Annotated in this window: 20 protein-coding genes, 2 tRNA genes and 1 pseudogene; 14 read left to right on the top strand and 9 right to left on the bottom strand. The window is 69.1% G+C overall.

Annotation, left to right across the window (positions count from 1 at the left end; genetic code table 11):
• Positions 1 to 22 precede the first annotated feature (22 nt).
• The 6 genes from EDD31_RS01670 to EDD31_RS01645 form a co-directional block, all read right to left on the bottom strand.
• Positions 23 to 805, bottom strand: coding sequence for a YggS family pyridoxal phosphate-dependent enzyme (locus EDD31_RS01670; RefSeq protein WP_123302631.1), 783 nt, complete (start codon positions 803 to 805; stop codon positions 23 to 25).
• Between the two features lie 60 nt (positions 806 to 865).
• The gene (locus tag EDD31_RS01665; RefSeq protein ID WP_123302630.1) at positions 866 to 3694 is read right to left on the bottom strand and encodes a DEAD/DEAH box helicase; all 2829 of its coding nucleotides are present in this window, start codon (positions 3692 to 3694) and stop codon (positions 866 to 868) included.
• 13 nt (positions 3695 to 3707) lie between these two features.
• Positions 3708 to 5075 (bottom strand): heparan-alpha-glucosaminide N-acetyltransferase domain-containing protein, encoded by a 1368-nt coding sequence (locus EDD31_RS01660; protein WP_170163148.1) that lies wholly within the window; start codon positions 5073 to 5075, stop codon positions 3708 to 3710.
• A gap of 40 nt (positions 5076 to 5115) precedes the next feature.
• A complete protein-coding gene (locus EDD31_RS01655) occupies positions 5116 to 5580 on the bottom strand; it encodes a hypothetical protein (protein WP_148058832.1) in 465 nt (154 codons plus the stop codon).
• Positions 5581 to 5644: 64 nt separating this feature from the next.
• Entirely contained in the window at positions 5645 to 6562 is a 918-nt protein-coding gene (locus EDD31_RS01650; RefSeq protein ID WP_123302627.1) for a M20/M25/M40 family metallo-hydrolase, read from the bottom strand.
• 52 nt (positions 6563 to 6614) lie between these two features.
• Positions 6615 to 7361 (bottom strand): pyroglutamyl-peptidase I, encoded by a 747-nt coding sequence (locus EDD31_RS01645; RefSeq protein ID WP_245990734.1) that lies wholly within the window; start codon positions 7359 to 7361, stop codon positions 6615 to 6617.
• A 163-nt stretch (positions 7362 to 7524) separates the two neighbouring features.
• On the opposite strand from EDD31_RS01645, the pseudogene EDD31_RS01640 reads away from it, so the two are divergent.
• The 5 genes and pseudogenes from EDD31_RS01640 to EDD31_RS01620 all read left to right on the top strand — a co-directional run bounded on the left by EDD31_RS01640 (position 7525) and on the right by EDD31_RS01620 (position 12490).
• Positions 7525 to 8798: pseudogene (locus EDD31_RS01640) on the top strand (aspartate kinase).
• Positions 8795 to 9853 (top strand): aspartate-semialdehyde dehydrogenase, encoded by a 1059-nt coding sequence (locus EDD31_RS01635; RefSeq protein ID WP_123302625.1) that lies wholly within the window; start codon positions 8795 to 8797, stop codon positions 9851 to 9853. Before EDD31_RS01640 ends, EDD31_RS01635 begins: the two are co-directional and overlap by 4 nt.
• 220 nt (positions 9854 to 10073) lie before the next feature.
• Complete coding sequence (ectA, locus tag EDD31_RS01630; RefSeq protein ID WP_123302624.1) at positions 10074 to 10616, top strand: diaminobutyrate acetyltransferase; 543 nt, start codon at positions 10074 to 10076, stop codon at positions 10614 to 10616.
• 117 nt (positions 10617 to 10733) lie between these two features.
• Entirely contained in the window at positions 10734 to 12002 is a 1269-nt protein-coding gene (gene ectB / locus EDD31_RS01625; protein WP_123304979.1) for a diaminobutyrate--2-oxoglutarate transaminase, read from the top strand.
• Between the two features lie 98 nt (positions 12003 to 12100).
• Positions 12101 to 12490, top strand: coding sequence for an ectoine synthase (locus tag EDD31_RS01620; RefSeq protein WP_123302623.1), 390 nt, complete (start codon positions 12101 to 12103; stop codon positions 12488 to 12490).
• A 16-nt stretch (positions 12491 to 12506) separates the two neighbouring features.
• On the opposite strand, the gene EDD31_RS01615 is transcribed toward EDD31_RS01620, so the two are convergent.
• Positions 12507 to 13157, bottom strand: a complete 651-nt coding sequence (locus EDD31_RS01615) for an HAD-IA family hydrolase (protein ID WP_123302622.1) — start codon at positions 13155 to 13157, stop codon at positions 12507 to 12509.
• Positions 13158 to 13253: 96 nt separating this feature from the next.
• Between EDD31_RS01615 and EDD31_RS01610 the strand changes: the two genes are divergently transcribed.
• From EDD31_RS01610 to EDD31_RS01575, 9 genes are all read left to right on the top strand, one after another.
• Positions 13254 to 14315, top strand: coding sequence for a hypothetical protein (locus tag EDD31_RS01610; RefSeq protein ID WP_123302621.1), 1062 nt, complete (start codon positions 13254 to 13256; stop codon positions 14313 to 14315).
• Positions 14316 to 14390: 75 nt separating this feature from the next.
• Positions 14391 to 15167: a fumarylacetoacetate hydrolase family protein gene (locus EDD31_RS01605; protein ID WP_123302620.1), complete on the top strand. Its 777-nt coding sequence runs from the start codon at positions 14391 to 14393 to the stop codon at positions 15165 to 15167.
• Between the two features lie 144 nt (positions 15168 to 15311).
• On the top strand, positions 15312 to 16088 hold the full coding sequence (locus tag EDD31_RS14670) for a CueP family metal-binding protein (protein WP_170163147.1): 777 nt from the start codon (positions 15312 to 15314) through the stop codon (positions 16086 to 16088).
• Entirely contained in the window at positions 16085 to 17851 is a 1767-nt protein-coding gene (locus tag EDD31_RS01600) for an FAD-binding protein (RefSeq protein ID WP_123302619.1), read from the top strand. Before EDD31_RS14670 ends, EDD31_RS01600 begins: the two co-directional genes overlap by 4 nt.
• Positions 17848 to 18564: a succinate dehydrogenase/fumarate reductase iron-sulfur subunit gene (locus EDD31_RS01595; protein WP_123302618.1), complete on the top strand. Its 717-nt coding sequence runs from the start codon at positions 17848 to 17850 to the stop codon at positions 18562 to 18564. Before EDD31_RS01600 ends, EDD31_RS01595 begins: the two co-directional genes overlap by 4 nt.
• A 58-nt stretch (positions 18565 to 18622) precedes the next feature.
• The gene (gene gltX, locus EDD31_RS01590; protein WP_123302617.1) at positions 18623 to 20164 is read left to right on the top strand and encodes a glutamate--tRNA ligase; all 1542 of its coding nucleotides are present in this window, start codon (positions 18623 to 18625) and stop codon (positions 20162 to 20164) included.
• 133 nt (positions 20165 to 20297) lie between these two features.
• Positions 20298 to 20369: transfer RNA gene (locus tag EDD31_RS01585), tRNA-Gln, on the top strand.
• A 76-nt stretch (positions 20370 to 20445) separates the two neighbouring features.
• Positions 20446 to 20518 (top strand) — tRNA-Glu (locus EDD31_RS01580).
• A 96-nt stretch (positions 20519 to 20614) separates the two neighbouring features.
• On the top strand, positions 20615 to 21775 hold the full coding sequence (locus EDD31_RS01575) for a GAF domain-containing sensor histidine kinase (protein WP_211336025.1): 1161 nt from the start codon (positions 20615 to 20617) through the stop codon (positions 21773 to 21775).
• Between the two features lie 28 nt (positions 21776 to 21803).
• On the opposite strand, the gene EDD31_RS01570 is transcribed toward EDD31_RS01575, so the two are convergent.
• Together EDD31_RS01570 and EDD31_RS01565 are read right to left on the bottom strand one after the other, a co-directional pair.
• Positions 21804 to 22484, bottom strand: coding sequence for a response regulator (locus EDD31_RS01570; protein ID WP_123302616.1), 681 nt, complete (start codon positions 22482 to 22484; stop codon positions 21804 to 21806).
• Positions 22481 to 24262 (bottom strand): sensor histidine kinase, encoded by a 1782-nt coding sequence (locus tag EDD31_RS01565; protein ID WP_170163146.1) that lies wholly within the window; start codon positions 24260 to 24262, stop codon positions 22481 to 22483. Before EDD31_RS01565 ends, EDD31_RS01570 begins: the two co-directional genes overlap by 4 nt.
• Positions 24263 to 24405 lie beyond the last annotated feature (143 nt).

The raw sequence follows: 24405 nt of genomic DNA, 5'->3' as shown, positions 1-24405 counted from the left end.
TGGTGCCCGCCTCGGCGTGGCCCTAGGCGGCGGGCTCGCGCGCGCCAAAGACTGCGGTGCCCAGGCGCACCATGGTCGCTCCGGCAGCGACCGCCGTCTCGAGGTCACCGCTCATGCCCATGGAGAGCTCTCGGGCCGCCTCGGTCCCCAGCTCGCCGGAGCCGGCAATGTCGTCGCGGATCTGAGTGAGCGCATCGAAGGAGGCACGCACGGCGCCGCTGTCGTCGGTGTTCGCGCCGATGGTCATGAAGCCGGTCAGCCGCAGGTGGGGCAGCGCGGCCACGGCCAGCGCGAGATCCCGGGCGGACTCCGGTGCCACGCCGGCCTTGGACTCCTCGCCAGAGGTGTTCACCTGCACCATCACCTCGACCGGGATGGGCTCGTCGTCGCGGACCTCCCGATCACCGCGCTCGGCCTGACGAGCCACGGCGGCATCGAGCTTGCCGGCCAGCCGGGTGGTGTCGAGGGTCTGGATACAGCTCGCCCACCGCAGTGCCGCATTGATCTTGTTGCTCTGCAGGTGCCCGATCACGTGCATCTCGTGGGCCAGGCCCGGGTGCTCGCCGGCCTCGCTCAGTGCTGGCCCGGTCGCATCCATCTCCTGGATCTTGTTGTGTCCCAGCAGGGCGACGCCGCCGGGTGACCCCTGATCGGCGTGTGCCCGCAGAGCCTGGAGGATCCGCTCAGCAGGCTGGGTCTTGACCGCGAGGAGCAGGCGGATCTCGTGTGGATCGCGGTCGGCAGCCACCGCCGCGGAGTGCACACGGTCATGGGCGGTACGCAGACGTTCAGCAAGGGAAGTCATCGGAGTCGAGCGTACCGAGCGCACCGGGTTCACCTGCGCGTGCGTCCGCCGCAGCGCCGCTCAGCGCGGCCCGAGGGTGAGGATGTGGAGGACCACGCGCTCGGCGGCGTCGCTCATGTCGAGATCGACCAGGGCCGTGAGCCCCCAGTCATGGTCGCCCTCGGGATCGGCGAAGGTCTGGCGTACCAGCCACACTCGCCCGGCCTCGCGCTGTTCCAGCAGCTCGGTGGCAAGGCCCGCATCGCTCTCTGCCAGCTGCACTGCCGATGGCAGATCGGCGGGCTCGGGGACCTCGATGAACTCCACCAGGGCGGCCGAGCGAGCGGCCCCGTCGGCGCCCAGCCACTCGTACTCCCGCCAGTAGGGAGCCATGGACTGCTCCCAGCGCTGCGCCGCCCACGGGGAGCCAGCCGACCGGGCGCCACTGGGGGACAGATCAGCCGATACACTCCCACCCAGGCCCGGCTCGCCCGCGTCGGCACCCGCGTCGGGCGCCTTCGCCGGCCGGGCGTGCCCGGCGGCGAGCCGCTCCAGGGTGTCGAAGGATTCCCTGGCGAGGGCATCCACGTAGCGGAACAGGGCATTGCGCACCAGCACGCGGAAGGCGTGGCGGTTGCGGGTGAGCGGCAGACGGCCGTGCTCGTCCTCACCGAAGCGCCGCTCCGCGCTGGGCGTGTCGTCCTCAGTGGCGGGATCACCCGGGATCCTGCCTGCGGCCAGTTGCTCCCACTCATCCAGCAGCGAGGAGTCCACCGCACGAACGAGGTCACCGAGCCAGGTGATGATCGCCTCGACCTCCTCGGTGCGAAGCCGGTCCGGCACGAGCTGGCGCATGGCGCGGTAGGTGTCGGTGAGATAGCGCAGCACCACGCCCTCGGCCCGGGCCAGCTGGTAGCGGGAGATCAGATCCGAGAAGGTCATGGCCTGCTCGACCATCTCGCGCACCACGGTCTTGGGCTTGAGCTCGTAGTCCGCCACCCAGGGGTTCGTCTGCCGGTAGGTGCTCAGCGCACCCTCGAGCATCTCCTCGAGCGGACGCGGCCAGGTGATCTGGTCCGCGAGCTCCATGCGTTCCTCGTACTCCACGCCTTCGGCCTTCATGGCGCCGATCGCGTCTCCGCGTGCGGCGCGTTCCTGGGCGTAGAGCACCGGCCGGGGATCCTCCTGCACTGCCTCCACCACGGACACCACCTCGACAGCGAAGTCCGGGCTCTCCGGGTCCAACAGCTCCATCGCCGCCAGCGCGAAGGGGGACAGTGGGGCGTTCAGGGCGAAGTCGCGCGGAAGATCGACGGTCAGGCGCAGATAGGGCTGGCCGGGGTGTTCCCGGCGCCAGGCGGCGTCCCGGTGCTCCACGATGCCGCCGGCGCGCAGGGAGCGGTAGATCTCCACGGCACGCCGGAGATGCGGGTTGCGGGTGCCGCTGCGATCGCCGCCGGATGGGGTGCCGCTACGAAGGACTTCGTGGTTGTCGGTGCATAGCCGGTACATGGTGGCCACGGGGTCGCCCTCGCGTGCGAGCACCGACAGGGCCATGGCGTGGGTGACGTGGAACTGGGAGGTCAGCGGCTCCGGCGCGGAGTCGCGGAGGCGCAGATATGTCTTCTCCGTCCAGTTCACCGAGCCGGACGGCGCCTTCTTTCGCACGACTCTCTTGAGCTTCTTCGGGTCGTCGCCGGCCTTGCGGACCAGGCGGGCGTTCTCGATCTCGTGCTCGGGGGCCTGGACGATCACCTCGCCGGTGGTGTCGAAACCTGCCCGCCCCGCGCGGCCGGCGATCTGGTGGAACTCCCGGGCCGAGAGATGGCGCATGCGCTCGCCGTCGAACTTGGTCAGCGCGGTGATCAGCACGGTCCGGATCGGGACGTTGATGCCCACACCGAGAGTGTCGGTCCCGCAGACCACCCCGAGCAGGCCCTGCTGGGTGAGTCGTTCCACCAGACGCCGGTATCGCGGCAGCATGCCGGCGTGATGGACGCCCACGCCTTGGCGCAGCAACCGGGAGAGGGTCTGGCCGAAGCCCTTGGTGAAGCGGAAGTCGCCGATGGCCTCTGCGATGCGGTCGCGGCGCTCGCGGGAGGCCACCGAGACCGAGGTGAGGGACTGGGCCCGCTCGACGGCGTCCTTCTGGGAGAAGTGGACGACGTAAACCGGCTCCCGATGGGTGGAGGTGAGCTCGAGCAACAGCTCCTGAACCGGCTCCAGGGACCAGGAGTAGGACAGCGGTACCGGGCGCTCGGCGTCGTCGATGAGGGCGACGCCGGTGCCGGTGCGGCGCTCCAGGTCCTCGCGGAAGAAGGAGACATCGCCCAGGGTTGCGGACATCAGCAGGAACTGGGCGCGGGGGAGCTCCAGAAGCGGGATCTGCCAGGCACCGCCACGCTGGGGATCGCCGTAGAAGTGGAACTCATCCATGACGACCACGGCGTCGGCCCACTCGGCGGTGCTGTGCGGTCCGCCGTCGCGCAGCGCCTGGTTGGCCAGGATCTCCGCGGTGCAGCAGATGATCGGCGCGTCGGGATTGATCGCGGAGTCACCGGTCACCATGCCGACGTTGGCCGAGCCGAAGAGATCGAGGAGGTCGAAGAACTTCTCCGAGACCAGGGCCTTGATGGGGGCGGTATAGAAGGCGGCACGGCCCTGCGCGAGGGCGGAGAAGATCGCTCCCACGGCCACCAGGGACTTGCCGGACCCGGTGGGCGTGGCCAGGATGACGTGCTCGCCGGTGACCAGTTCCAGGAGTGCCTCCTCCTGGTGCGGGTAGAGCGGACGCCCCGAGGAGGTCGCCCACTCCTCATAGACTGCGTACACCTCGTCCGGGTCCCGAGCGGCCCCGGAATCCTCTAGGACGTCGAGGGCGCGGTTCAGTGGAGCAGACTCGGCGGGCATGCGCCCCAGTCTCTCAGGTGGGTGGCGGGGAGCCAGGCTGGGGCCCCTGGGGCCTCCACGCCGGTGGCGGTGGTGGCCCATGGTGGATCGGCGGCCCCGTCGGTGACGGGGGCCCAGCAGGCGGACGCTGCGTACGCGGCGGCGGGACGATCCCGGCCACGGCCCGGCCGAGCAGCCACTCCAGCGGACCGCGGCCGATGAGGGTGCGCCAGAGTAGGCACACCACCAGCGTGATCCCGATGAACCACAGGAGCACCCCGTTGGAGTCCGGATACCACACCACGTCATTGCCCAGGATCGCGATGGCCACCAGGTGCCCGGAGTAGGCGGTCAGGCTCATGGCGCCCACCGCTGCGACCGGCGCGAGCACCACGCTGATGATCCGGCCGAGCATGCCAGGCCGGGTCAGCATCAGCAGTAGCCCGGTGACCGCCAGTGCGGCACCCAGATTGCCGATGACCTCCACGGGGGAGTAGTCGTGAGCTTCACCTGTCGCCAGCCGGGTGAGGTAGGGAGAGCTCGTGACCGTGCTGGAGCTGAGCAGCAGGAGCGATCCACCCCAGGCCAGGGCCGCCATCCCGGCACCGGCAGCGACCATCATGCACTGCACGGCGATGTCGGTCAGCTGAGACCGTCCCACGGCCAGCCCGGTGAAGACGTAGGCCGAGAAGATCAGGGCCGGGTAGGGCCCAGTGGCAAAGACATCCATCGGTAGGTAGGTCACCGGGTCGCCGGCGCCGGTGAGCGTGCTCAGGAAGCTCGGCGATCCGTCGGCCCCCTCGGTGGAGAGGGCGAAGATCAGGGCCGGGGAGATCACCGCGGTCACTGCCGCCGCCCCGAGCACAGTGGGGACGCGCGCTCGCAGGAAGGGCAGGGTCATCAGGAACATCACGGCATAGGCAGGCAGGATGATCAGGACCGGCGTACCCAGCATGATGAGCGCGATGCCGAGGCACCACAGCAGGCCGGCGCGCACCGCGATCCGCAGTCGGCTGCGCCGCAGCTGGGAGCCCTCGTGTGGTGTGGTGCGGCCCGTGATCAAGGCGATCGAGACTCCCGCCAGGAAGGCGAAGAGTGCCGAGGACCGGCCGTCGAAGAGCACCAGCCACGAAGGCGACGGGTCGCCCCACTCGTCGGAGAAGCCGAGGTGCGCCACGAACATCCCCAGCACTGCAACCCCGCGGGCCACGTCGATGCCGGTGAGCCGGTCGCTTCGGCGGCCGGGTGTGAGCGCCCGTGGCGTCTCCTCGACAGGGGCCCCGGCGCTGGCTGTCGGTGCAGCTCCGGGTGGCTGACCGGCCGCTGGTGACGACCAGGGGCCTCCGGATCGCTCGGGAGGTTCCGGCTGCGTCGGGCCCGGCTGCGCGGGGGGCGAGGTCACAGGCCAAAGCCTACGGCGCGCGCCGGTGACACTTGCCCGCCTACCAGTTCTCGACGACGCCGAACAGGGCCATCACCACGCCGATGCCTGCGGTGATCAGGCCGACGTACTGCACGGGGATGAAGAAGAAGGTGTGGCGATTCCGGAGGTTCTGACTCAGGTAGGCCTGCTCGTGCTGGTGGAGCTCATCTGCCTGGGATTGCGCCTCCTGCAGCGACCTGGGTGCCGGGTGCTGGGGACTGAGGCGGAACTGACCGCTGGCGACCAGGTGTTGTCGCTCGGCACGCCGAGCTGCCAGCATCTGGTGGGCCTTCGCGGGAACGCCGCGGACGTTCAGTTCGCGGCCGAGGAGGTAGACGCCAGCCCCGGCGAGCGCGGCAAGCGGCCCGCTGACCAGCCAGGGGCCACCCGAGAAACCAAAGGCCTCGGTCCACAGCGCGACGCCAAGACCGAAAGCCATCAGGGGCAACACTCCGAGAATGCCCCAACCTCTCCAGATGATCACGGAGAGATTATGCGGCCTCTTCGGGCCCTGGAGCGCTGTGACCTGCGTTGCAGTTCTGTCAGGCTCAGCGGTGATCGTCCGTCAGAACCCGGATAGCGCCCATCACCGCCCTCGTGGTCAAAGTGGCGAAGTCCAGGTCGAGCGTCTGGGGGAGGTCGCTCGGCTGGTGGTAGTGCGGGTTGCGGAAGTTCGCGGTATCGGTGACCATCACGCCTGGCCGGCCCGCGGCCCAATAGCTGGCGTGGTCCGACCTGGCCGCATCGCCACTCGCCCCGGAGGGAACGGCGAGCGGGAGGATGGGCAGACCGAGCCCCCGCGCGGCGGTCGTCAATGCCGTCAGATACTCCTCGGCGCCGACGTCTCCCACCGCCGCGAGGAAGTCAGCCCGATCAGGCAGGTGACCCCCCGCAGGCACCGCTCCGGCGGAGGCCGCGAGCGAGGCAAGGGTCTCCGGAAAGCGCTGAGAGCCGGGTGCGGCATCGCGGTAGCCGATCATCTCCAGCACGATGGCGCCGTCGATGAGGTCTCCGCGTTCGTTAGCGCGAGCGAGATGGGCCGTGCTCCCCGGGCAGCCGGGCACCTCCTCCTCGGCGAACAGGCAGAGCCGTATGCGCCGGCGGGCCTCGGGCGGTGGGTCGGCGGCCAGGGTCCGGGCGATCGCCAGCAGCCCGGCCACGCCACTGGCGTTGTCGTCCGCGCCCGGGCTGTCCGGGACCGTGTCCCAATGGGCGCCGATCTCAAGGATGGGGGTGCTGCGGGGATGGTCCGATCCCACCTCGGCGATGAGGTTGACCTGATGCGGAGAGGGGCCGTACTGCTGGTGCTCGACGTGGTATCCGAGCTTCTCCAATGACGCCGTCAGGAAGGCCCGGGTGGCCGTGACACTGGAGGGCAGCCCGGCGTGCCGCGGGCCGATCGAGCTGAGAGCCGAGATGTACCCGCCGAGGCGAGCGGCGAGATCAAGATGGGCGACGTTGTCCATGGCACCACTGTGGCAGACGGGTGGCGCCGGCGCCGGGCTGCCGCGCGTGCGACTAGTGCAACGTGCCGGCGCTGCTGTCGCTGAGGTCCTCGCGGACGTCCAGGGCGGTGCGCACGGCGAGGCTGACGGCCCGGGCGAGGTCGGCAGCCGGCAGGGCTGTGCGCCGGAGTGCGGAGGTGGTGTCGTCGTCGCCGGCCGGCACAGACTCCGCAGACCAGGGCACGTGGAGGAAGCCGACGCGTACCTGGCCACGCGTCTCGGTGCCGTTGCCGGCGCGAGCGTGATCCTCGTTCAGCACACTCGCCTCGTGTGCGGCCACGTAGAAGACGTGGTTGCACACAAAGGTGCCAGCGGTGTGGGACACGGCCGCGGGCAGACCCGCCTCCCGGAGGGCCTGTGCGATGGCCTTGACCGGGACAGTGGCGAAGTGCGCCGCCGGCCCGCCTGCGACCACCGGCTCGTCCAGGGGCCGGGCCCCGGCGTTGTCCGGGATCCGCGCATCCATCAGGTTCACCGCGACACGTTCGGGGCTGAGAGCGTCCCGCCCGCCCGCCACCCCCACGGCGAGGACGAGCTCGGGTCGGTGCTTGGCCAGGAGTGCGCGCACCTGGGTCCGTGCCGCCTCGAAGGCCACGGGCAGCACGGCGGTCACCAGGCGCTCCGGTCCGCTCCACGAACGGGCGACCTCCAGGACGGCGTCGCCCGAGGGGTTGCGGGCATCGCCTCCGAAGGGCTCAAAGCCGGTGAGTAGCACCGTGGGAACCTGGTGCGCGGATCGGGCGTGACTGGTCGTCCTCACGCCCCCAGGATCCCAGGTTCGCTGACGAGTGCCACGGCACAGGAGCGTGGCGCGCGCCACGCTCATTCGGCTTTGCGCTCGCTTTTCCGTACTATGGACGAGTCCATGCGGTCCGAGTTCCACATGGCCGCCACCACAACCCACCCATGGAGCTGTTTGTCCAGTGGCCCTTGTCGTGCAGAAGTTCGGTGGCTCCTCAGTCGCCGATGCCGCCAGTATCGAACGCGTCGCCCGCCGGGTGGTCGCCACGAAGAAAGACGGACACGACGTCGTCGTTGTGGTCTCCGCAATGGGAGATACCACAGATGACCTGCTAGACCTCGCTTCGAGTATCACCTCTGAAGCGCCCGCTCGCGAGATGGACATTCTGCTCACCGCCGGTGAGCGCATTTCCATGTCGTTGCTCGCCATGGCCGTGAATGAGCTGGGCGTGCCCGCGCGGTCCTTCACCGGACCGCAGGCTGGGCTTCGCACCGACACGCGCTATGGCAAGGCCTCCATCCAGGCCATCGGGCCCGAGCGGATCGCCTCCGCCCTGCACGAGGGGAGCGTCGCGATCGTTGCCGGCTTCCAGGGCGTCAACGAGCTCGATGACGTCACCACCCTCGGGCGCGGTGGCTCTGACACCACCGCCGTCGCGCTTGCTGCGGCCCTGCAGGCCGATGTCTGCGAGATCTATACCGATGTGGATGGGCTGTTCACCGCCGATCCACGGGTGGTGCCCACCGCCAGCCAGATCAAGCAGATCACCTACGAAGAGACCCTCGAGCTGGCAGCGAACGGTGCCAAGGTCCTCCACCTGCGTGCTGTCGAGTTCGCGCGCCGGTACAACGTTCCTCTGCACGTGCGGTCTTCGTTCTCCTACAAGGAAGGAACCTGGGTGACTGACACCGTCACCTCGGACACCAAGAAACGATGGAACATCCGATCATCGCTGGAATTGCACACGACCGGAGCCAAGGCAAATTCACCGTCGTTGGCCTGCCGGACAATCCAGGCATCGCCGCGGCACTCTTCGAGACGGTCGCCGGCGCCGGCGCCAACCTCGAGATGATCGTCCAGAACGTCTCCACCGACGGGTCCGGCCGCACGGATATCTCTTTCACGCTGCCGAAATCGGACTGTGAGGCGGTCAGTGCGGCACTCAAGGGCGCCGCCGACAAACTGCAGTACTCCGACGTGCTCTGGGACGAGCAGATCGGGAAGCTCTCCCTGGTCGGTGCAGGAATGCGCACCGAGCCCGGTATCTCGGCCAAGCTCTTCAAAGCCGTCGTGGACGCCGGAGTGAATATCGAGATGATTTCCACCTCCGAGATCCGCTGCTCAGTGGTGGTGCGCGAGGAGTCCCTGGACACTGCCGTGCGCGCCGCGCACACTGCCTTCGAGCTCGACGCCGCCGAACCCGAGGCTGTCGTGTACGGAGGGACGGGACGATGAACCACGATCGGAACCTCACCATCGCCGTGGTGGGTGCGACCGGCCAGGTCGGCCAGGTCATGCGCACCCTGCTCGAGGAGCGCACGTTCCCGGCCACATCCGTGCGCTTCTTCTCCTCGGCGCGCTCGGCAGGGAGGGCCTTGACCTTTCGCGGCGACGAGATCGTGGTCGAAGACGTGGCCACTGCCGATCTGGCCGGCATCGACATCGCCGTGTTCTCCGCCGGAGGTGGTGCCTCGCGTGAGCACGCGCCCCGCTTCGCCGCGGCCGGCGCCGTGGTGGTGGACAATTCCTCAGCGTGGCGCATGGACCCTGAGGTCCCCCTCGTGGTCTCCGAGGTGAACCCGCACGCGCTCGCCGACCGGCCCAAGGGCATCGTGGCGAACCCGAACTGCACCACCATGGCCGCGATGCCCGTGCTGAAAGGGCTGGACACCGAAGCCGGACTCCGGCGCCTGGTGGTCTCGACCTACCAGGCGGTCTCCGGCTCGGGCCTGGCCGGCGTGCAGGAGCTGGAGGGGCAGGTGCGGGCCGCGGCCGAACAGGACATGGCCGCGCTCGCGCTCGATGGGCACGCTGTGAACTTCCCCCAGCCCGAGGCTTACGTGGCGCCGATCGCTTTTGACGTGATCGCTCTCGCCGGCGATCTGGTCGATGACGGATCTGGGGAGACGAACGAGGAGCAGAAGCTTCGCAACGAGTCCCGCAAGATCCTGGAGCTGCCCGAGCTCGCCGTCTCGGGAACCTGCGTGCGTGTTCCGGTCTTCACCGGCCACGCCCTGTCCATCAATGCCGAGTTCGAACGGCCGCTGAGCGCCGAACGTGCGCACGCGATCCTCAGCGATGCGCCCGGAGTCGAGCTCACCGACGTGCCCACGCCGCTTCAGGCCGCCGGATCTGATCCCAGCTACGTTGGCCGCATTCGTCAGGACCAGTCGGTGCCCGGCGGTCGTGGTCTCGCCCTCTTCGTCACCGGTGACAACCTCCGCAAGGGGGCGGCGCTCAACACGATCCAGATCGCCGAGCTCCTCGCCGAGGAGCTGTTGGGCGCCTGAAGGCAGCCGGCATGCGCAGCCAGCCGCTGCCGGGGCGACGTGCCGAACAGCTCGCGGCGTCTCACGATCCGGACGAATGGCGGCACTGTGACCAACGCGCCACAGCAGGAGTTTCCCGCATGAGAACGGTACATTTAGCAGCACTGAAGCGCCCGGGGTCGTGGCCGGGCCCCGATGGTGAGGGAGCGTCCCCACCGCTCGCTCTAGGTTAGGAGTTGGTATGCCGACCTCGACAAGCTCCTCAGCAGCGACCGGACAGGACTCTGCACATCCGGTTCCTGACGATGCCATCGTGATCCGGCCGACCTCCGGCACCGATGGGGCCCACATGTGGCGCCTCGCACGCGAGAGCGGGGCGCTGGATCTCAACAGCTCCTACGCCTATCTCCAGCTGGCTCAGGACTTCGGCCAGAGTTGCCGAATCGCCGAACGGGACGGCGAGGCGCTCGGATTCGTTCTCGCGTACCCGCCGTCTGCCCGGCCCGGGCATCTCTTCGTCTGGCAGGTGGCCGTCTCGGTGGCAGCTCGCGGCGAGGGACTCGCCGGCCGGATGATCGACGATCTGCTCGATGACCCGGCGGTGGAGTACCTCGAGGCCACCGTCACCGAGGACAACGCCGGATCGCGGGCGCTGTTCGCCGGGATCGCCCGGCGCCGGGCTGCTGAACTGGTCTGGATCGAGCATCTCCGCTCCGAGGATTTCCCCGACGCCGGACATGATGCCGAGCCGATGCTGCGCATCGGGCCACTCGGCCCGCGCTGACCTGGCGATGAACGGCACAGATCTGCCTCGGCGCCACCACCCACCTTTGCCTCTGACCTCCAATGCGCGGCAGGACGAGCCTGCTGCGCAGCGATGAAGGAAGAAATGATGTCCCTGATGAGCGCCACAGACGCTACCGAGCTCGAGTCCGGTGTTCGGAGTTACTCACGAAACTGGCCCGTGGTTTTCGACCGCGCCGTGGGCGCCACCCTCTACACCGAGGATGGCCAGGAGTACCTGGACTTCTTCGCCGGCGCCGGCACTCTGAACTACGGTCACAACAACCCCGACCTGAAGAAGGTGCTGCTCGAGTACCTGGCGGCGGACAGCATCGTGCACTCCCTGGACATGCTGACCACGGCCCGCAGGGAGTTCCTCACCACCTTCTCGGAGAAGATCCTCAAGCCGCGCGGCTTCGACCACAAGGTCATGTTCCCCGGCCCGGGTGGCGCCAACGCCGTCGAGGCGGCGCTGAAGCTGGCGCGGAAGTCCACCGGCCGCGAGGCGATCGTGTCCTTCACCAACGCTTTCCACGGCATGACGCTCGGTGCGCTGTCGGTGACGGGCAATATGACCAAGCGTGGCGGCGCGGGCATCCCGCTGGTGCACTCCACGCCCATGCCCTACGACAGCTACTTCCAGGGCGATGTCGAGGACTTCCTCTACCTCGAACGGATGCTCACCGACACCGGCTCCGGCCTGAATGAGCCGGCCGCCGTGATCGTGGAGACCGTGCAGGGTGAAGGTGGCATGAACACCGCTCGTGCGGAGTGGCTGCGCAACCTGGCCGCCCTGTGCAAGAAGCACGAGATCCTCTTCATCGTGGACGACATCCAGATGGGTTGTGGGCGCACCGGCGGGTTCTTCTCCTTCGAGGAGGCGGGCGTCGAGCCGGACATCATCACCTTGTCGAAGTCGATCTCCGGCTACGGTCTGCCGCTCGCGCTCACCCTGGTCAAGCCGGAGCTGGACGTCTTCGAGCCCGGTGAGCACAACGGCACCTTCCGCGGCTTCGCGCCGGCCTTCGTCACCGCCACCGAGGCGATCAACCGCCACTGGTCCGATGACACGCTCGAGCGCTCCACCACCGAGAAGGGTGCCTACATCGAGTCGCGCTTCAACTCCCTGGTGGCCCGCTTCCCGGAGGCCGGCCTGGTCGCGAAGGGGCGCGGTCTGGCGCGTGGCTTGCAGTTCGGCGACGCCGGCACGGCCACCACGGTGGCCCGCAAGGCCTTCGAACGCGGCCTGATCATGGAGACCTCCGGGCCCCGTGACGAGGTCATCAAGCTCCTGCCGCCGCTGACGCTCACCCACGAAGAACTGACCCGGGGCCTGGGCATCATCGAGGAGTGTGTGACCGAGGTTCTCACTGAGGCGAAGGCCTGAGAACACCCCGAGAGTACTGAGGCGCGGCCGCTATTGGCGGCCGCGCCTCTTCCTGGCCAGGACCGTGACCAGGGACGTCAACGAAGGAGAGGCTTGCTGTGCTGGTGCGAACCATTGCCGAGATCACTGACACCGAAGACGACATCAAGACCGAGAACTGGCGCTCCAAGCGCATTATCCTCGCCAAGGAGGGCGTGGGCTTCTCGCTGCACGAGACCACTCTCTATGCCGGGCGCACGAACGAGTTCTGGTACGCCAACCATGTCGAAGCGGTCTTTGTCGTCGAGGGCGAGGGTCAGCTCACCGATCTGGGCACCGGTGAGGTCCACCAACTCGCCCCGGGATCGATGTACCTGCTCAACGACTCCGACAAGCATCGCGTCGAGCCCCGCACCGAGATGAAGGTTCTGTGCGTGTTCAACCCTCCGGTCACCGGACGTGAGGTGCACGACGAGAACGGCGTGTACCCCCTGCTGACCGAGGACTGACCGAGGCGCAGCCGGGCTAGCCCGCGAAGGCCAGGGTGAGGCGGCCGGTGGCGCCGACCTCCACCTGCACGTGGGTGAGGTCCGGGACCACGACATCGGCCTCCGCCACGGCCGATGCGGGATGTGAGACCGTCACCGCGATCACCTGGGCGCCCGCAGCCTTGCCGGCGGCGACCCCGGCGGGGGCGTCCTCGATCACCACGCACCGGGCGGGATCGACACCGAGCGCGGCAGCCGCCTGCAGGTAGCCCTGCGGGTCCGGCTTGCCGCGCTCGACATTCTCCGCCGTGACCAGGATCTCAGGAACGGGGAGTCCGGCAGCGCTCATGCGTGCCGACATGAGTGCGCGCGTCCCTGACGTCACCGCCGCCCACCGGGACCCCGATAGCCGGGGGAGGAGTTCGGTCGTGGCCGGTAGGGCGCGCACGCCCTCCAGGTCGCTCAACTCGAGCTCGGTGATCTCCTGCAGCGCCTTGTCGCGTTCGTCCGGCGGAAGGAACTGCTCCAGGGTGTCCGCCGCGCGGCGGCCATGGCAGTACTTCAAGACCTCCTCGACATCGAGATCGTGGCGACGGGCGAGTTCGGCCCAACACCGGTCCACCGCATCGGTGGAGTCGACCAGGGTTCCGTCAATGTCGAAGAGGATCGCTTCAGCAGTCCAAGGCATGGGGCACACGTTACGGTCCTGCGGCTGCCGCCTGCGTACTACGATCGAAGCGTTGGTTTCCGTGGGGTGGGTGCTCTCGGAAAGGTGGCACCTGCTATGGCTTCGACTCCCGCAATCCCGGGCGCCGTCGGGACGGTGGACTGCCCACTGACCCTGACCCTGGACGTGGTCACGGCGATGCTGAACTTCGAGTTCCCCGATCACCCGGTCTACGACTCCGGTGAACTGCTGTGGTTCGACGACGCGGCCCATGGCACGGGGATGATGGCCTTTGTCCGCCGGAGGGTGGACCGGCGAGTCGATTACTACCCGGAATCGAGCCTGCGGCTGAACCGGGAGGACTTCTACCTCGGCGGTGGCATCGGAGCCTGGAGCGTGACCGATTTCGCGGCCAGCCGCTTGCGGATCGCCCGCGACGGCGTGCTGGCCGAGGCACGCTTCACCGATGTCGACGGCCGGGCCATCGAGATCCACATCGATGACCGCGACGGATCCGCCCGTCGTCGTTGCGGCCTGCTGGCACCCGTGGGCGATGATATCGAGCACCCGAGCGCGCTGTTCTTGGTCTGGCTACCCCGGTTCGATCTCGTCCGGCGCGGGGCGTCCGAGCCCGTGATTCGCATCGACGGCCAGGATGTCGCCGTGGTGCAGGTGCCAGGGCCGAAGCTGCACCGGCGCCACATCATCAAGTACAGCACCTCGTTGTGCACGATCGAGCTGGCCCGCGCCTTCGAGGGGACCCTGGGCCACTTCACTGGCGCGAGCCTGACGCGGAGCCCGGATGGTCGTGAGGTCACCGGCATCTCGGCCCGTGGGGGCCAGCACCGCGCGCAGATGATCATGCAGCCTGGCCTGCCCGATGTGCGGGGTCTGGCGGAGGGGGAGAAGGTGCAGGGCCGGTGGCACGTCCGTATCGATGATGCGCGGCTGACGGGCGGGCGCTGGTTCGCCCGGCGTGACGGTGCCACGGTGCGGATGGGCCTCGATGTGGACGAGCGATGGCGGCCGGGGTGGCTGCCATCGCTGATGCGCTTCGTCGTCCGGGTGGTGCCCGCCTTCCGACGGTGGCCGACGACCTACCGCTGGCGGGCCGAGCTGCGGCTCGGGCAGGACACGCACATGAGCTCCACGTGGGAGCGCATCGGCGGCGAGTCGTGAGAGACCGCCTCGTGCCGGGCGGGAACAACCGGGCCGCTGACGGGCCGACGCATCGGGCCGCGTAAGCTCATTGACATGCGTATTGCACGATTCGTCAGCGGAGATTCCCACCCGGCCTACGGCGTCCTGGACGAGGAGAACGACGAACTGGTCGTCCTCAAGGGCGACCCGATCTACTCGGGTTTCGAGACCACCGGTCGGCGGGTGAAGCTGGACGAGGCGCGCCTGCTCTCACCGGTGATCCCGCGTTCGAAGGTGGTGGGCATCGGCCGCAACTATGCCGAGCATGCTGCTGAGCTGGGCAACGAGGTGCCCGAGGAGCCCTTGGTGTTCCTCAAGCCCAACACCTCCGTCATCGGGCCCGATGATCCGATCGTGCTGCCCCCGTGGACCCAGGACGTCCATGCCGAGGGTGAGCTCGCCGTGGTGATCTCCCGCATGGGCAAGGATGTGCCCCTCGAGCGGGTGCCGGAGATCGTCTTCGGCTACACCGCCGCCAACGACGTCACCGCACGCGACAAGCAGGCCACGGATGGCCAGTGGACCCGCGCGAAGGGCTTTGACACCTCCTGCCCCCTCGGGCCCTATCTCGCCATCGATCTGGATCCGTCCGATCTCGCGGTGCGTACGCGCCTCGACGGCGATCTCCGGCAGGATGGGCGCACCTCCCAGATGGTGCGGGATGTCGCAGAGCTCGTTGCCTACGCCTCCACGATCTTCACCTTGCTCCCCGGTGACGTCATCCTCACGGGCACGCCCGCGGGTGTCTTCCCGATCCAGCACGGCGAACGTGTCGAGGTCGAGGTCGAGGGCATCGGTGTGTTCTCGAACCCTGTGGTGCGCCGGGACTGAGACGCCGAGGCGACGGGGGACCAAAGCCCCAGCCGCCGTGGGACCTTCGCTGCCGCTGGCGACCCCGCCGCGACCTACCGTGGATGTCGGCCCATTCTTCCGCGCGAATCCGCAGCGCTTGGCCCGTATCCGAAGGAGCCCTCCATGTCCGCCGCTGACCGCCTCCGTGCCCTCCGAGTCCAGGTGCTCGACCCGACGCACCGCACCCGCGCCGTCCTGGATCGTCGCTCCACTCGGGCTTTCGGTGCGATCGGGGCGGTGAGCCTGCTCCTCGTCGGTGGCTGCGCGGCCGAGGAGGCACCCCCGGCGGAGGGCGCTCCGGCCACGAGCTGCAGTGCGCCGGAGGACAACGAGGCCTCCGCCTGCGACGGGACCGCCGAGGGGCACGCGGCCGCTGCCAAGGCCGTGGTCGAGCCCTTCGGGCTGGAGGATCTCGAGGCCCGGGAACTGGTCGACCACCTCGACGCCCTGGAGCTCGATGACCGTCCGGACTTCATGGCCTCGGTGCGCTACGACGAGGTCATCATCATCGGTGACGACGGAGAAGAGCACCCGCTGCCTCTCGAGGATGACCTCTTCTACCTGTCCTTCGCCCCGTATGTGGAGAGCACCCATGACTGCTTCTTCCACAGCCTGACCACCTGCGTGGGGGAACTCCAGGGTGAAGACGTGGACGTCCTCATCACCGGTGCGGACGGTGAGGTGCTGATCGAGGAGACGATGACCACCTTCCCCAACGGCTTCGTCGGGGTCTGGCTGCCGCGTGACATCGACGCAGAGATCAGCCTGACCCACGACGAGGGCACGGTGACTGCCCCCATCTCGACCCACGACGGCGCCCCCACCTGTGTGACCACCCTGCAGCTCGAGGGATCCGGCACGGCTGAGGCCAAGGCCGCCACCGCCCGCACTGGTCTGTGAACCAGCAGAGCAGCGCACCGGAGGTACGGATCCACCGCACCGATGTGGCGGTGGTCGGTGGTGGCGGGGCGGGCCTGCGCGCCGCCATCGCGGCCTCTCAGGCGCATCCCGAGCTGGACGTCACGGTGATCTCGAAGGTCTACCCACTGCGCTCGCACACCGTGGCGGCCGAGGGGGGCGCTGCCGGCGTCATTGACCCTGGCGACTCCCACGCCGCGCACATCGCCGACACCCTCTCCAGCGGTGAGGGCTTGTGCGATCCCGATGTGGTCGCGCACGTGGTGAGCCAGGCTCCCCGTGAGCTGGCCCGATTGGAGCGGTGGGGGTGCCCATGGTCACGCACCCCTGACGGCGAGGTCGCCACCCGCCGTTTCGGCGGTATGAGTCAGCCGCGGACGTGGTTCGCTGCGGACCGTACCGGCCTGCATCTGCTCCGTACCCTGCTGCAGACCTCGGTCAAGCTGGGGATCCAGCGCCTCGACGATCACCTGGTGCTCGACCTCCTCGCCCACGACGGGCGAGTGGGCGGACTGCTCGCCCATTCCCAACGCGACGGCGAGACGGTGCTGATCGAGGCCGGGGCGGTCATCCTGGCCACCGGTGGAGCGGGCCGGGCCTTCCAGCGCAGCACCAACTCTGCTCAGGTGACCGGCGACGGCATCGCGATGGCGTACCGCGCGGGCCTGCCCCTGCGGGACATGGAGATGGTCCAGTACCACCCCACGGCCATACTCGGCTCAGGCACCTTGATCACCGAGGCCTGCCGGGGTGAAGGCGCCGTCTTGCGCAATGCGTCCGGGCACCGCTACCTCGCCGATTACGGGCTGGGCCCGGTCACGCCGGTGGGTCGCCCTGAGCCGAGGCGGATGGAGTTGGGGCCCCGGGACCGGCTCAGCCAGGCCTTCTGGCACGAGTCCCAGGCCGGGCGCACCGTCCCCGGTGAGCCGGGCGAGGCAGACAGCGTTCATCTCGATCTGCGTCACCTCGGTGAGGACGTGCTCCGTGAACGCCTGCCGCAGACGCTGCAGCAGGTCCATCGGCGCGGCCTGAACCCCCTGGTCGATCTCATCCCGGTGAGCCCAGCGGTGCACTACACCATGGGCGGCATCGCCACGCACGCCCCGAACGGTGACGGTCAGGCGGTGGCCACCGGGCTGGCGGGTCTCTATGCCGCCGGAGAGTGCGCCTCCTCGGGCCTGCACGGCGCCAACCGGCTGGGCTCGAACTCTCTCACCGAGATTCTCGTGCTCGGCCGTGCCGCGGGCCTGCAGGCGGGCGCCCATGCCGTGGCAACCTCCGCCAGCGCGCGGCCCGATGTGCGCGCTGAGGCACGTGAGCGCGCCGCCGCACACTATGCGCGGCTGGGACGCGGCAGCGAGGCTCCGGGCGCGATCCGCCGGGAACTCGGTGCGGCGCTCGAGCGCGGCGCCGGGATCGTGCGCACCGATGCCGGCCTGGCCACCGCGGCGGCCACGGTGGCGGAACTTCGCCGCCGCTACGCCGACGTGCAGGTCACCGATACCTCACGGGTGCACAACACTGATTGGGCTGAGGTGATCGAGCTCGGCGCCATGCTCGACGTCGGTGAGGTCATCGTCCAGGCCGCCCAGGCGCGCCGGGAGTCCCGGGGCGCGCACCAGCGCGATGGCTACGGCTTGGCACCAGAGGCGTCACATACCCTGGCGCTCTCCGGTGCCGGGCCAGGTCCCGTTGTGCAGCTCACGGCCTCGGCCGGTGCGCTAGCCCTCCAGGCCGCACGATGACCGCTCCCACACGCGCGGTCACGATCCGCGTGCGCCGCCAGCAGGCCCCCGGTGCGCGGCCGCATCACAGTGACTACCAGGTGCCGGCCACGCCGCACACGACCGTCCTGGACGCGCTGCGGTGGGTCAAGGAACACTGCGATCCGACGCTGACCTTCCGGTGGTCGTGCGCCTCCGGGGTCTGCGGTGCCTGTGGCGTCATGGCCGACGGCACGCCGGTGCTCGCCTGCCAGCAGCCCCTGGGCCGGGCGGCGCTGGGCTCGGTGTCCATCGACCCCCTGGCGGACATGCCCGTCGAACGGGATCTGGTGGTCGACCTGGACCCCTTCCATGACTCGATCCTGCAGGTCACCCCGTGGCTGGTGCCCTCGGACGACGCGCCCCAGGGTGAGGGCCGCCATGTCCAGAGCCCGGCGCAGCTTGCCGTCTACGAGGAGTTCGCCTCCTGTATCGACTGCCTGCTGTGCCAGGCTGCCTGCCCCCAGGTGGGCGAGGATTCGGACTTCCTCGGCCCGGCCGCGGTCGCAGCAGCGATCCGTTTTGAGGCCGATTCGCGCGATGACGGCTCCGACCTGCGCAGGTCGGTGCTTGATTCCGAGGCCGGATACCAGTCCTGCGTCTTCGACGGTTCGTGCTCGGCGGTCTGCCCTCAGGGGGTGGATCCGGCGGGCGCGCTCCAGCGCGCCGCGCTCGACCTGCGCGACGAGCTCTGAGCGATCGGAGCACGGCGGCGACAGAAAGCTCGCCGCGTCCTTCTAGACTGGCGCCATCATGACTGAGCTTCTTTCTGCCTCCGCTTCCTCCCACCAGGGCGACGCCGTACGAGTGCGCTTCTGCCCCTCGCCTACCGGCACCCCGCATGTGGGGCTCGTGCGCACCGCGCTGTACAACTGGGCCTATGCCCGCCGCACCGGTGGCACCTTCGTCTTCCGCATCGAGGACACCGACGCGGCGCGTGACTCCCAGGAGAGTTATGGCCAGCTGCTCGAAGCGCTGCGTTGGCTCGGGCTGGACTGGGACGAGGGCGTGGAGACCGGTGGGCCCTTCGGCCCCTATCGGCAGTCGGAACGGCGCGGGATCTACCAGGACGTGGCCGCCAGGCTTCTGGAGGGCGGGTATGCCTACGAGTCCTTCTCCACCCCTGAGGAGGTGGAAGCCCGACACCGTGCTGCCGGCCGAGACCCCAAGCTCGGTTACGACGGCTTCGACCGCGAGCTCACCGAGGAGCAGAAGACCGCCTACCGGGCCGAGGGGCGCCGGCCGGTGCTGCGCATGCGCATGCCGGAGGAGCCCGTGACCTTCACCGACCTGGTGCGGGGGGAGATCACCTATCCGGCTGGGTCGGTACCGGACTATGTGATCGTGCGCGGCGATGGCAACCCGCTGTACACCCTGACCAACCCGGTGGATGACGCGATGATGCGCATCACGCATGTGCTGCGCGGGGAGGACCTGCTCTCCTCCACGCCGCGTCAGATCGTGATGCATCGCGCCCTGACCGACCTCAAGCTCGCGGAGGGGGTTCCGGCCTTCGCCCACCTGCCGATGGTCACCGGTGAGGGCAACAAGAAGCTCTCCAAGCGTGCCCCGGAGTCGGACCTGTTCCTGCACCGCGAGCGCGGCTTCCTGCCCGAGGGCCTGCTGAACTACCTGGCACTGCTGGGCTGGGCCATCTCTGCCGATGAGGACGTCTTCACCAAGGAGCAGATGGCGGCTGCCTTCGACGTCGCCGACGTGACGCCCAACCCGGCACGCTTCGATGTGAAGAAGGCTGAGGCCATCAACGGATCCCATATGCGGTTGCTGCCGGCTGAGGACTTCCGGTCGCGCCTGGTGCCGTACCTGCATGGCGCGGGCCTGCTCACGGCCCCGGTCTACGAGGAGCTGGGCACCTACGAACGCAGCGTGCTCGACCGCAGCGCGCCCCTGGTGCAGGAGCGGATGACCTTGCTCGGCGAGTCCGTCGGCATGCTCGGGTTTCTCCTCACTCACGATCAGGACCTCCAGGTCGAGGAGGACTCCCTCACGGCTCTGCGCCCTGAGGCTGCGGAGATCCTGGACACGGCCGTGGTCGCTCTGGAGCCCTTGGCGGCCCAGCAAGACGGATTCACCACCGCAGCGATCGAGTCGGTGCTCCGCTCCGCGATCGTCGATGGCATGGAGATCAAGCCGCGGCACGCCTTCACCCCGCTTCGCGTGGCCGTGACCGGGCGCCGGGTCTCACCGCCGCTGTTCGAGTCCATGGAGATCCTCGGAGCGGCGTCGAGCCTCACCCGCTTGCGGGCACTGCGGCAGCAGCTCCCCAGCTCGTGAGAACCCTCACGACCAGCCCGGATTGGCTTGGAGTGCCCCGGGGCCTCTAGTAGGCTCACTCTTCGGTACGGCCCACGAGGCGGGTCCGGGATCTGTTCGCAGACCTGGTCGCGGAGTGTGGCTGATACCCCCTTGGGGTATGGTGTAATTGGCAGCACGACTGATTCTGGTTCAGTTAGTCTAGGTTCGAGTCCTGGTACCCCAGCGGTTTGAGTTGGCCTGATCCTCAGGTAAACTCAGACAGGCGAAAAGCGCGGAGATCGCGCCAGCATCATCGCTATGGCCCCGTCGTCTAGCGGCCTAGGACACCGCCCTCTCAAGGCGGCGGCGCCGGTTCGAATCCGGTCGGGGCTACAACAGACACCCCCTCACTGCACAGTGAGGGGGTGTCGTCGTCTGGGCAGGATGAGCGCGTGCGCCGGGCCCTGGCCAGAGCGATATCGTGGCGTCATGGCCAACGCGTACGGTCGCCACGGGCGCGAGAGACAGGACCACGACCGGCTGCAACCCCTGCTTGAGGCCGTAGTCTCCATCGGTTCAGATCTCGACCTCCCGGCTGTGCTCGACCGAATCGTGAGCGCGGCTCGCGTCCTGGCGGACTGTCAGTACGCCGCGCTGGGCGTCATCGGAGAGGACGGACAGCTCTCGGAGTTCGTGGCCCACGGCATGACCGACGAGGAGGTCGCCGAACTCGAGGCCACCGTGGGCCGCCCGCACGGCCAGGGACTCCTCGGCCTCTTGGTCTCCCGGCCGCAGACTCTTCGTCTGGCCGATATGACCACGCACCTGGAGTACTTCGGTCTGCCCGCGGGCCATCCACCGATGCGCCGCTTCCTCGGTGTGCCGATCCGGTTGCGCAACGAGGTCTTCGGCAACCTTTATCTGGCCGAGAAGAACGGCGGCGCCGAATTCGGTAGCGAGGACGAGCAGATCATCGAAGCGCTGGCCACCGCCGCGGGCATCGCGGTGGAGAATGCCCGGCTCTTCTCGGAATCCCAGGAGCGCGAACGCTATGGCGTCATTGAGGATCGGCTGCGTATTGCCCGCGATTTGCACGATGTCGTCATCCAGCAGCTCTACGCGGCCGCGATGTCCCTGGCTGCCGTGACTCACCAGATCGATCAGCCGGCAGCCGCCACCCAGGTCAACGGGGTCGTGGACCTGCTGGACGACACGGTGCGCCAGATCCGCTCCACCATCTTCGCCCTCCAGCCGCAGCCGAACGAGGAAGGCCTGCGTGCCCGGGTGATGTCGGTGGTGCGCGATGCCAGCGGACCTCTGGGTCTGACCCCCTCGATGGAACTGACCGGGCTGCTGGACACCGATGTCGCAGCGGGGCCCAGCGAAGACGCGGTGGCTGTGCTGCGTGAGGCGTTGTCCAATGCCGCCCGGCACGCACGCGCCACGCGCGTGGACGTGCGGGTCTCTCTGAGCGAGGGAGACCTCACTGTGCAGGTCTTCGACAACGGTGTGGGTTTCTCGCCGGGCGCCCGGCGTTCCGGGCTGGCGAACCTCGAGGCACGGGCCGAGCGGCTCGGTGGGTCCTTCGAGATCGGGCCCGGGGGATCGGGCCAGGGCACCACCTTGACCTGGCGGGTGCCGGCCCTGTGAGGTGAGCCGGGTGCTCCGGGCCGGAACCTCAGGCGGGACGCACGCGGTAGCGGATCTCCGGCCGGCCAGCATGCGCGCCACGCACAGGTTCGCGCAGGCACCCGCCGGTCGCGATGAGGTATTCCAGGTACCGGCGTGCCGTCACGCGCGAGATACCGGCCGCAGCCGCGGCCTGGACGGCGGTGATCCCCTCGGGCGCGCCTGCCACGGCGGCTCTGACGTCGTCCAGGGTCTCGCGAGAGATCCCCTTGGGCATATCGGCCGGGGAGTGCTCCCGAAGGCGAGCGAAGGCGGCGTCGATCTCCTGCTGGTCGGTCACGGACCGGTCACCGGAGGTGGCGGCCCGGAAGGCGGCGTAGTGCTCGAGCTTCTCGCGCAACGAGGCGAAGCTGAAGGGCTTGATGAGGTAGCTGACGATCCCGAGCCGCACGGACTGCCGAAGGCTCTCCAGGCTCCGGTCGGCGGTGATCGCCATGACATCCACGGCCAGGTCCAGCTCCTGGAGCCGACGGCACACCTCGAGCCCGTGCAGACCCGGCATGGCGAAGTCCAACAGGATGAGATCCACCCCGCCTTGGGCCACCCGGTCGAGCGCCGCCTGCCCGCTGTGCGCCACGGCCACCGTCACGAAACCGGGCACCCGGTCCACTAGGGCGCGGTGTCCATCGGCGACGATCTGCTGGTCATCCACCACGAGGACGCGGATCATCCTGAGACCTCCTTCGGCGCGTCCGCGGGGGAGCAGGTGGCCTCCACTGCGGAGCCGAGCGGCAATGCCACGGTGAACGTGGCGCCGTGTTCCCGACGGACGTCGATCGAGCCGCCCAGTCGCGCCACCGCGGTGCGCACCAGTGTCAGACCCAGGCCCCGCCACCCCTCGCTGTCCGGCCGCGGTGGCTTGCTGGACCAGCCGCGGGTGAAGGCCTGCTCCACGAGTTCCTCCGGCAGGCCTGGCCCGGAGTCCGCCACCTCGAGGAGGAACTGCTCGGACGGAGCGCCGAGGGCTGGCCTCGCCCCACCGGGCCACACTCCCTCCGGCCACGGACCCTCGCCGGGCCCGGCCCGGCGGCCCCGGAGCTCCACCCATCGGGGTTCCTCTCCTTCCGCAGCGGCATCGATGGCGTTGTCCACGAGGTTCCCCACGATGACCACCAGGTCCTCAGCGGGCATTCCGGTGGCCGGGACCACGAGACGGTCCAGGCGCAACTCCACTCCCCGTTCCTGGGCCTGGGACGCCTTGCCGGCCAGCAGGGCGACCAGAGCGGGCTCGTGAACGGCCTCCTGCAGCCGCTCGGCCGAGGCGTGCGCGTCGCGGAGCGTGTTGGTGGCGAACTCCACGGCACGTTCGTACTCGCCGAGTTCGACGAGGACGACGATGGTGTGCAGGCGGTTGTCCGCCTCGTGCGCACGTGCGCGCAGGGCGTCGATCAGTGTCTGCTGGGAGGAGACGACGCCGGTCATCCGGATCATCTCCGTATGGTCGGCGAGCGTGGTCACCCACCCCAGTCGCTGCCGGCCATGCACCTCGGGCACCTGAGCCACCACGATGTCCCGGTCGTGGGCCACGTGGATCTCCGCCTCGGACTCCCGGCCCGAGGCCATGAGGTCGGCCAGGCCAGGCTCCAGGCCGAGCTCCTTGATAGGCACGCCGCTCACCTCACCCTCGAGCCCGAGCAGATCCCGGGCCTCGTCATTGCACAACTCCACCCGGCCGTCGGGATCAACCAGGACGTAGCCGGCCCGGACCGAACGCAGGAGCGCCTCGTGCTGGGCCAGGGTCCGCAGGATCGCGTGGCGTCCCAGGCCACCGGCCTCGCGGTCCAGGCGTCCTCGTACCCACCAGGCGGCGCCCATCCCCAGGAGCAGGGCGGTGGCCGAGACCGCCACCAGCGCGAGCAAGCGTGGCGTGACACTGGCGTGGATAGCGCTGATGCGGATCCCGGCTGCGACCAGGGCCACCACCTGGCCGTCCTCGTCCAGCACGGGCCGCACGGCCCGCAGAGAGGGACCCAAGGTGCCCTCGTACTCTTCGACGACGATCCCGCCGTCGCGGGCCTCCTCGATGTGGCCCAGGTACTGCCCGCCGATGCGCTCCGGGTCAGGGTGCGTCCACCGGGTGCCGTCGAGATCCATGACCACCACCCAGTCCAGACCAGCGGCCACCCGCGCGGCGTCAGCACGCGCGGCCAGCGCCGCGGCGGGGTCGTCGGCGCGGACGCCGGCGAGAACCGCCTCGTCCTGGGCGAGCAGGGTGGTCGCGGTGGTCACGGTGGCTCGCATCTCCCCGTAGGCGGCCTGACGGGCCGCGCCGTAGCCCAGGATCGCGCCGATGGCGACCAGGAGCGCCAGGGCCGCCAGCAGGACCGCGCCGACCTCCCGACCCAGAGTGAGACGATCCAGGCGCCGCCGGCGTGGCTCGGGGCTGAGGGCGGCGTTCCCCTCGTCCGGAGGTGCCTGGCGCAGGGGCGTCGGGGGAGCGGGGATCACCTGGCCATTATGACCAAAAGGTCTCGTGCGAACCGCGGGATTCCGTGCGTGTGGTCCGACCATAAAGAACACAATCCTGATCGGCCGAGAACGGCGTCATGACGCCGTTTTTCGGGGCATATCGTCGTGGTGTCGGGTCATTC

Origin of the sequence: Bogoriella caseilytica, from assembly GCF_003752405.1 — a bacterium.
In the GTDB taxonomy this organism is placed as follows: domain Bacteria; phylum Actinomycetota; class Actinomycetes; order Actinomycetales; family Actinomycetaceae; genus Allobogoriella; species Allobogoriella caseilytica.
This window is presented reverse-complemented; position numbering and strand designations above follow the sequence as displayed.

What these genes read in the sequence shown, in the direction of transcription:
- EDD31_RS01575 (WP_211336025.1), top strand. Translation starts at nt 20,615, where the DNA reads ATGGCCAACGCGTACGGTCGCCACGGGCGCGAGAGACAGGACCACGAC.
- EDD31_RS01615 (WP_123302622.1), bottom strand. Translation starts at nt 13,157, where the DNA reads ATGCCTTGGACTGCTGAAGCGATCCTCTTCGACATTGACGGAACCCTG.
- gltX (WP_123302617.1), top strand. Translation starts at nt 18,623, where the DNA reads ATGACTGAGCTTCTTTCTGCCTCCGCTTCCTCCCACCAGGGCGACGCC.
- EDD31_RS01570 (WP_123302616.1), bottom strand. Translation starts at nt 22,484, where the DNA reads ATGATCCGCGTCCTCGTGGTGGATGACCAGCAGATCGTCGCCGATGGA.
- EDD31_RS01610 (WP_123302621.1), top strand. Translation starts at nt 13,254, where the DNA reads ATGGCTTCGACTCCCGCAATCCCGGGCGCCGTCGGGACGGTGGACTGC.
- EDD31_RS01665 (WP_123302630.1), bottom strand. Translation starts at nt 3,694, where the DNA reads ATGCCCGCCGAGTCTGCTCCACTGAACCGCGCCCTCGACGTCCTAGAG.
- ectB (WP_123304979.1), top strand. Translation starts at nt 10,734, where the DNA reads ATGAGCGCCACAGACGCTACCGAGCTCGAGTCCGGTGTTCGGAGTTAC.
- EDD31_RS01670 (WP_123302631.1), bottom strand. Translation starts at nt 805, where the DNA reads ATGACTTCCCTTGCTGAACGTCTGCGTACCGCCCATGACCGTGTGCAC.
- EDD31_RS01605 (WP_123302620.1), top strand. Translation starts at nt 14,391, where the DNA reads ATGCGTATTGCACGATTCGTCAGCGGAGATTCCCACCCGGCCTACGGC.
- EDD31_RS01595 (WP_123302618.1), top strand. Translation starts at nt 17,848, where the DNA reads ATGACCGCTCCCACACGCGCGGTCACGATCCGCGTGCGCCGCCAGCAG.
- EDD31_RS14670 (WP_170163147.1), top strand. Translation starts at nt 15,312, where the DNA reads ATGTCCGCCGCTGACCGCCTCCGTGCCCTCCGAGTCCAGGTGCTCGAC.
- EDD31_RS01650 (WP_123302627.1), bottom strand. Translation starts at nt 6,562, where the DNA reads ATGGACAACGTCGCCCATCTTGATCTCGCCGCTCGCCTCGGCGGGTAC.
- EDD31_RS01635 (WP_123302625.1), top strand. Translation starts at nt 8,795, where the DNA reads ATGAACCACGATCGGAACCTCACCATCGCCGTGGTGGGTGCGACCGGC.
- ectA (WP_123302624.1), top strand. Translation starts at nt 10,074, where the DNA reads ATGCCGACCTCGACAAGCTCCTCAGCAGCGACCGGACAGGACTCTGCA.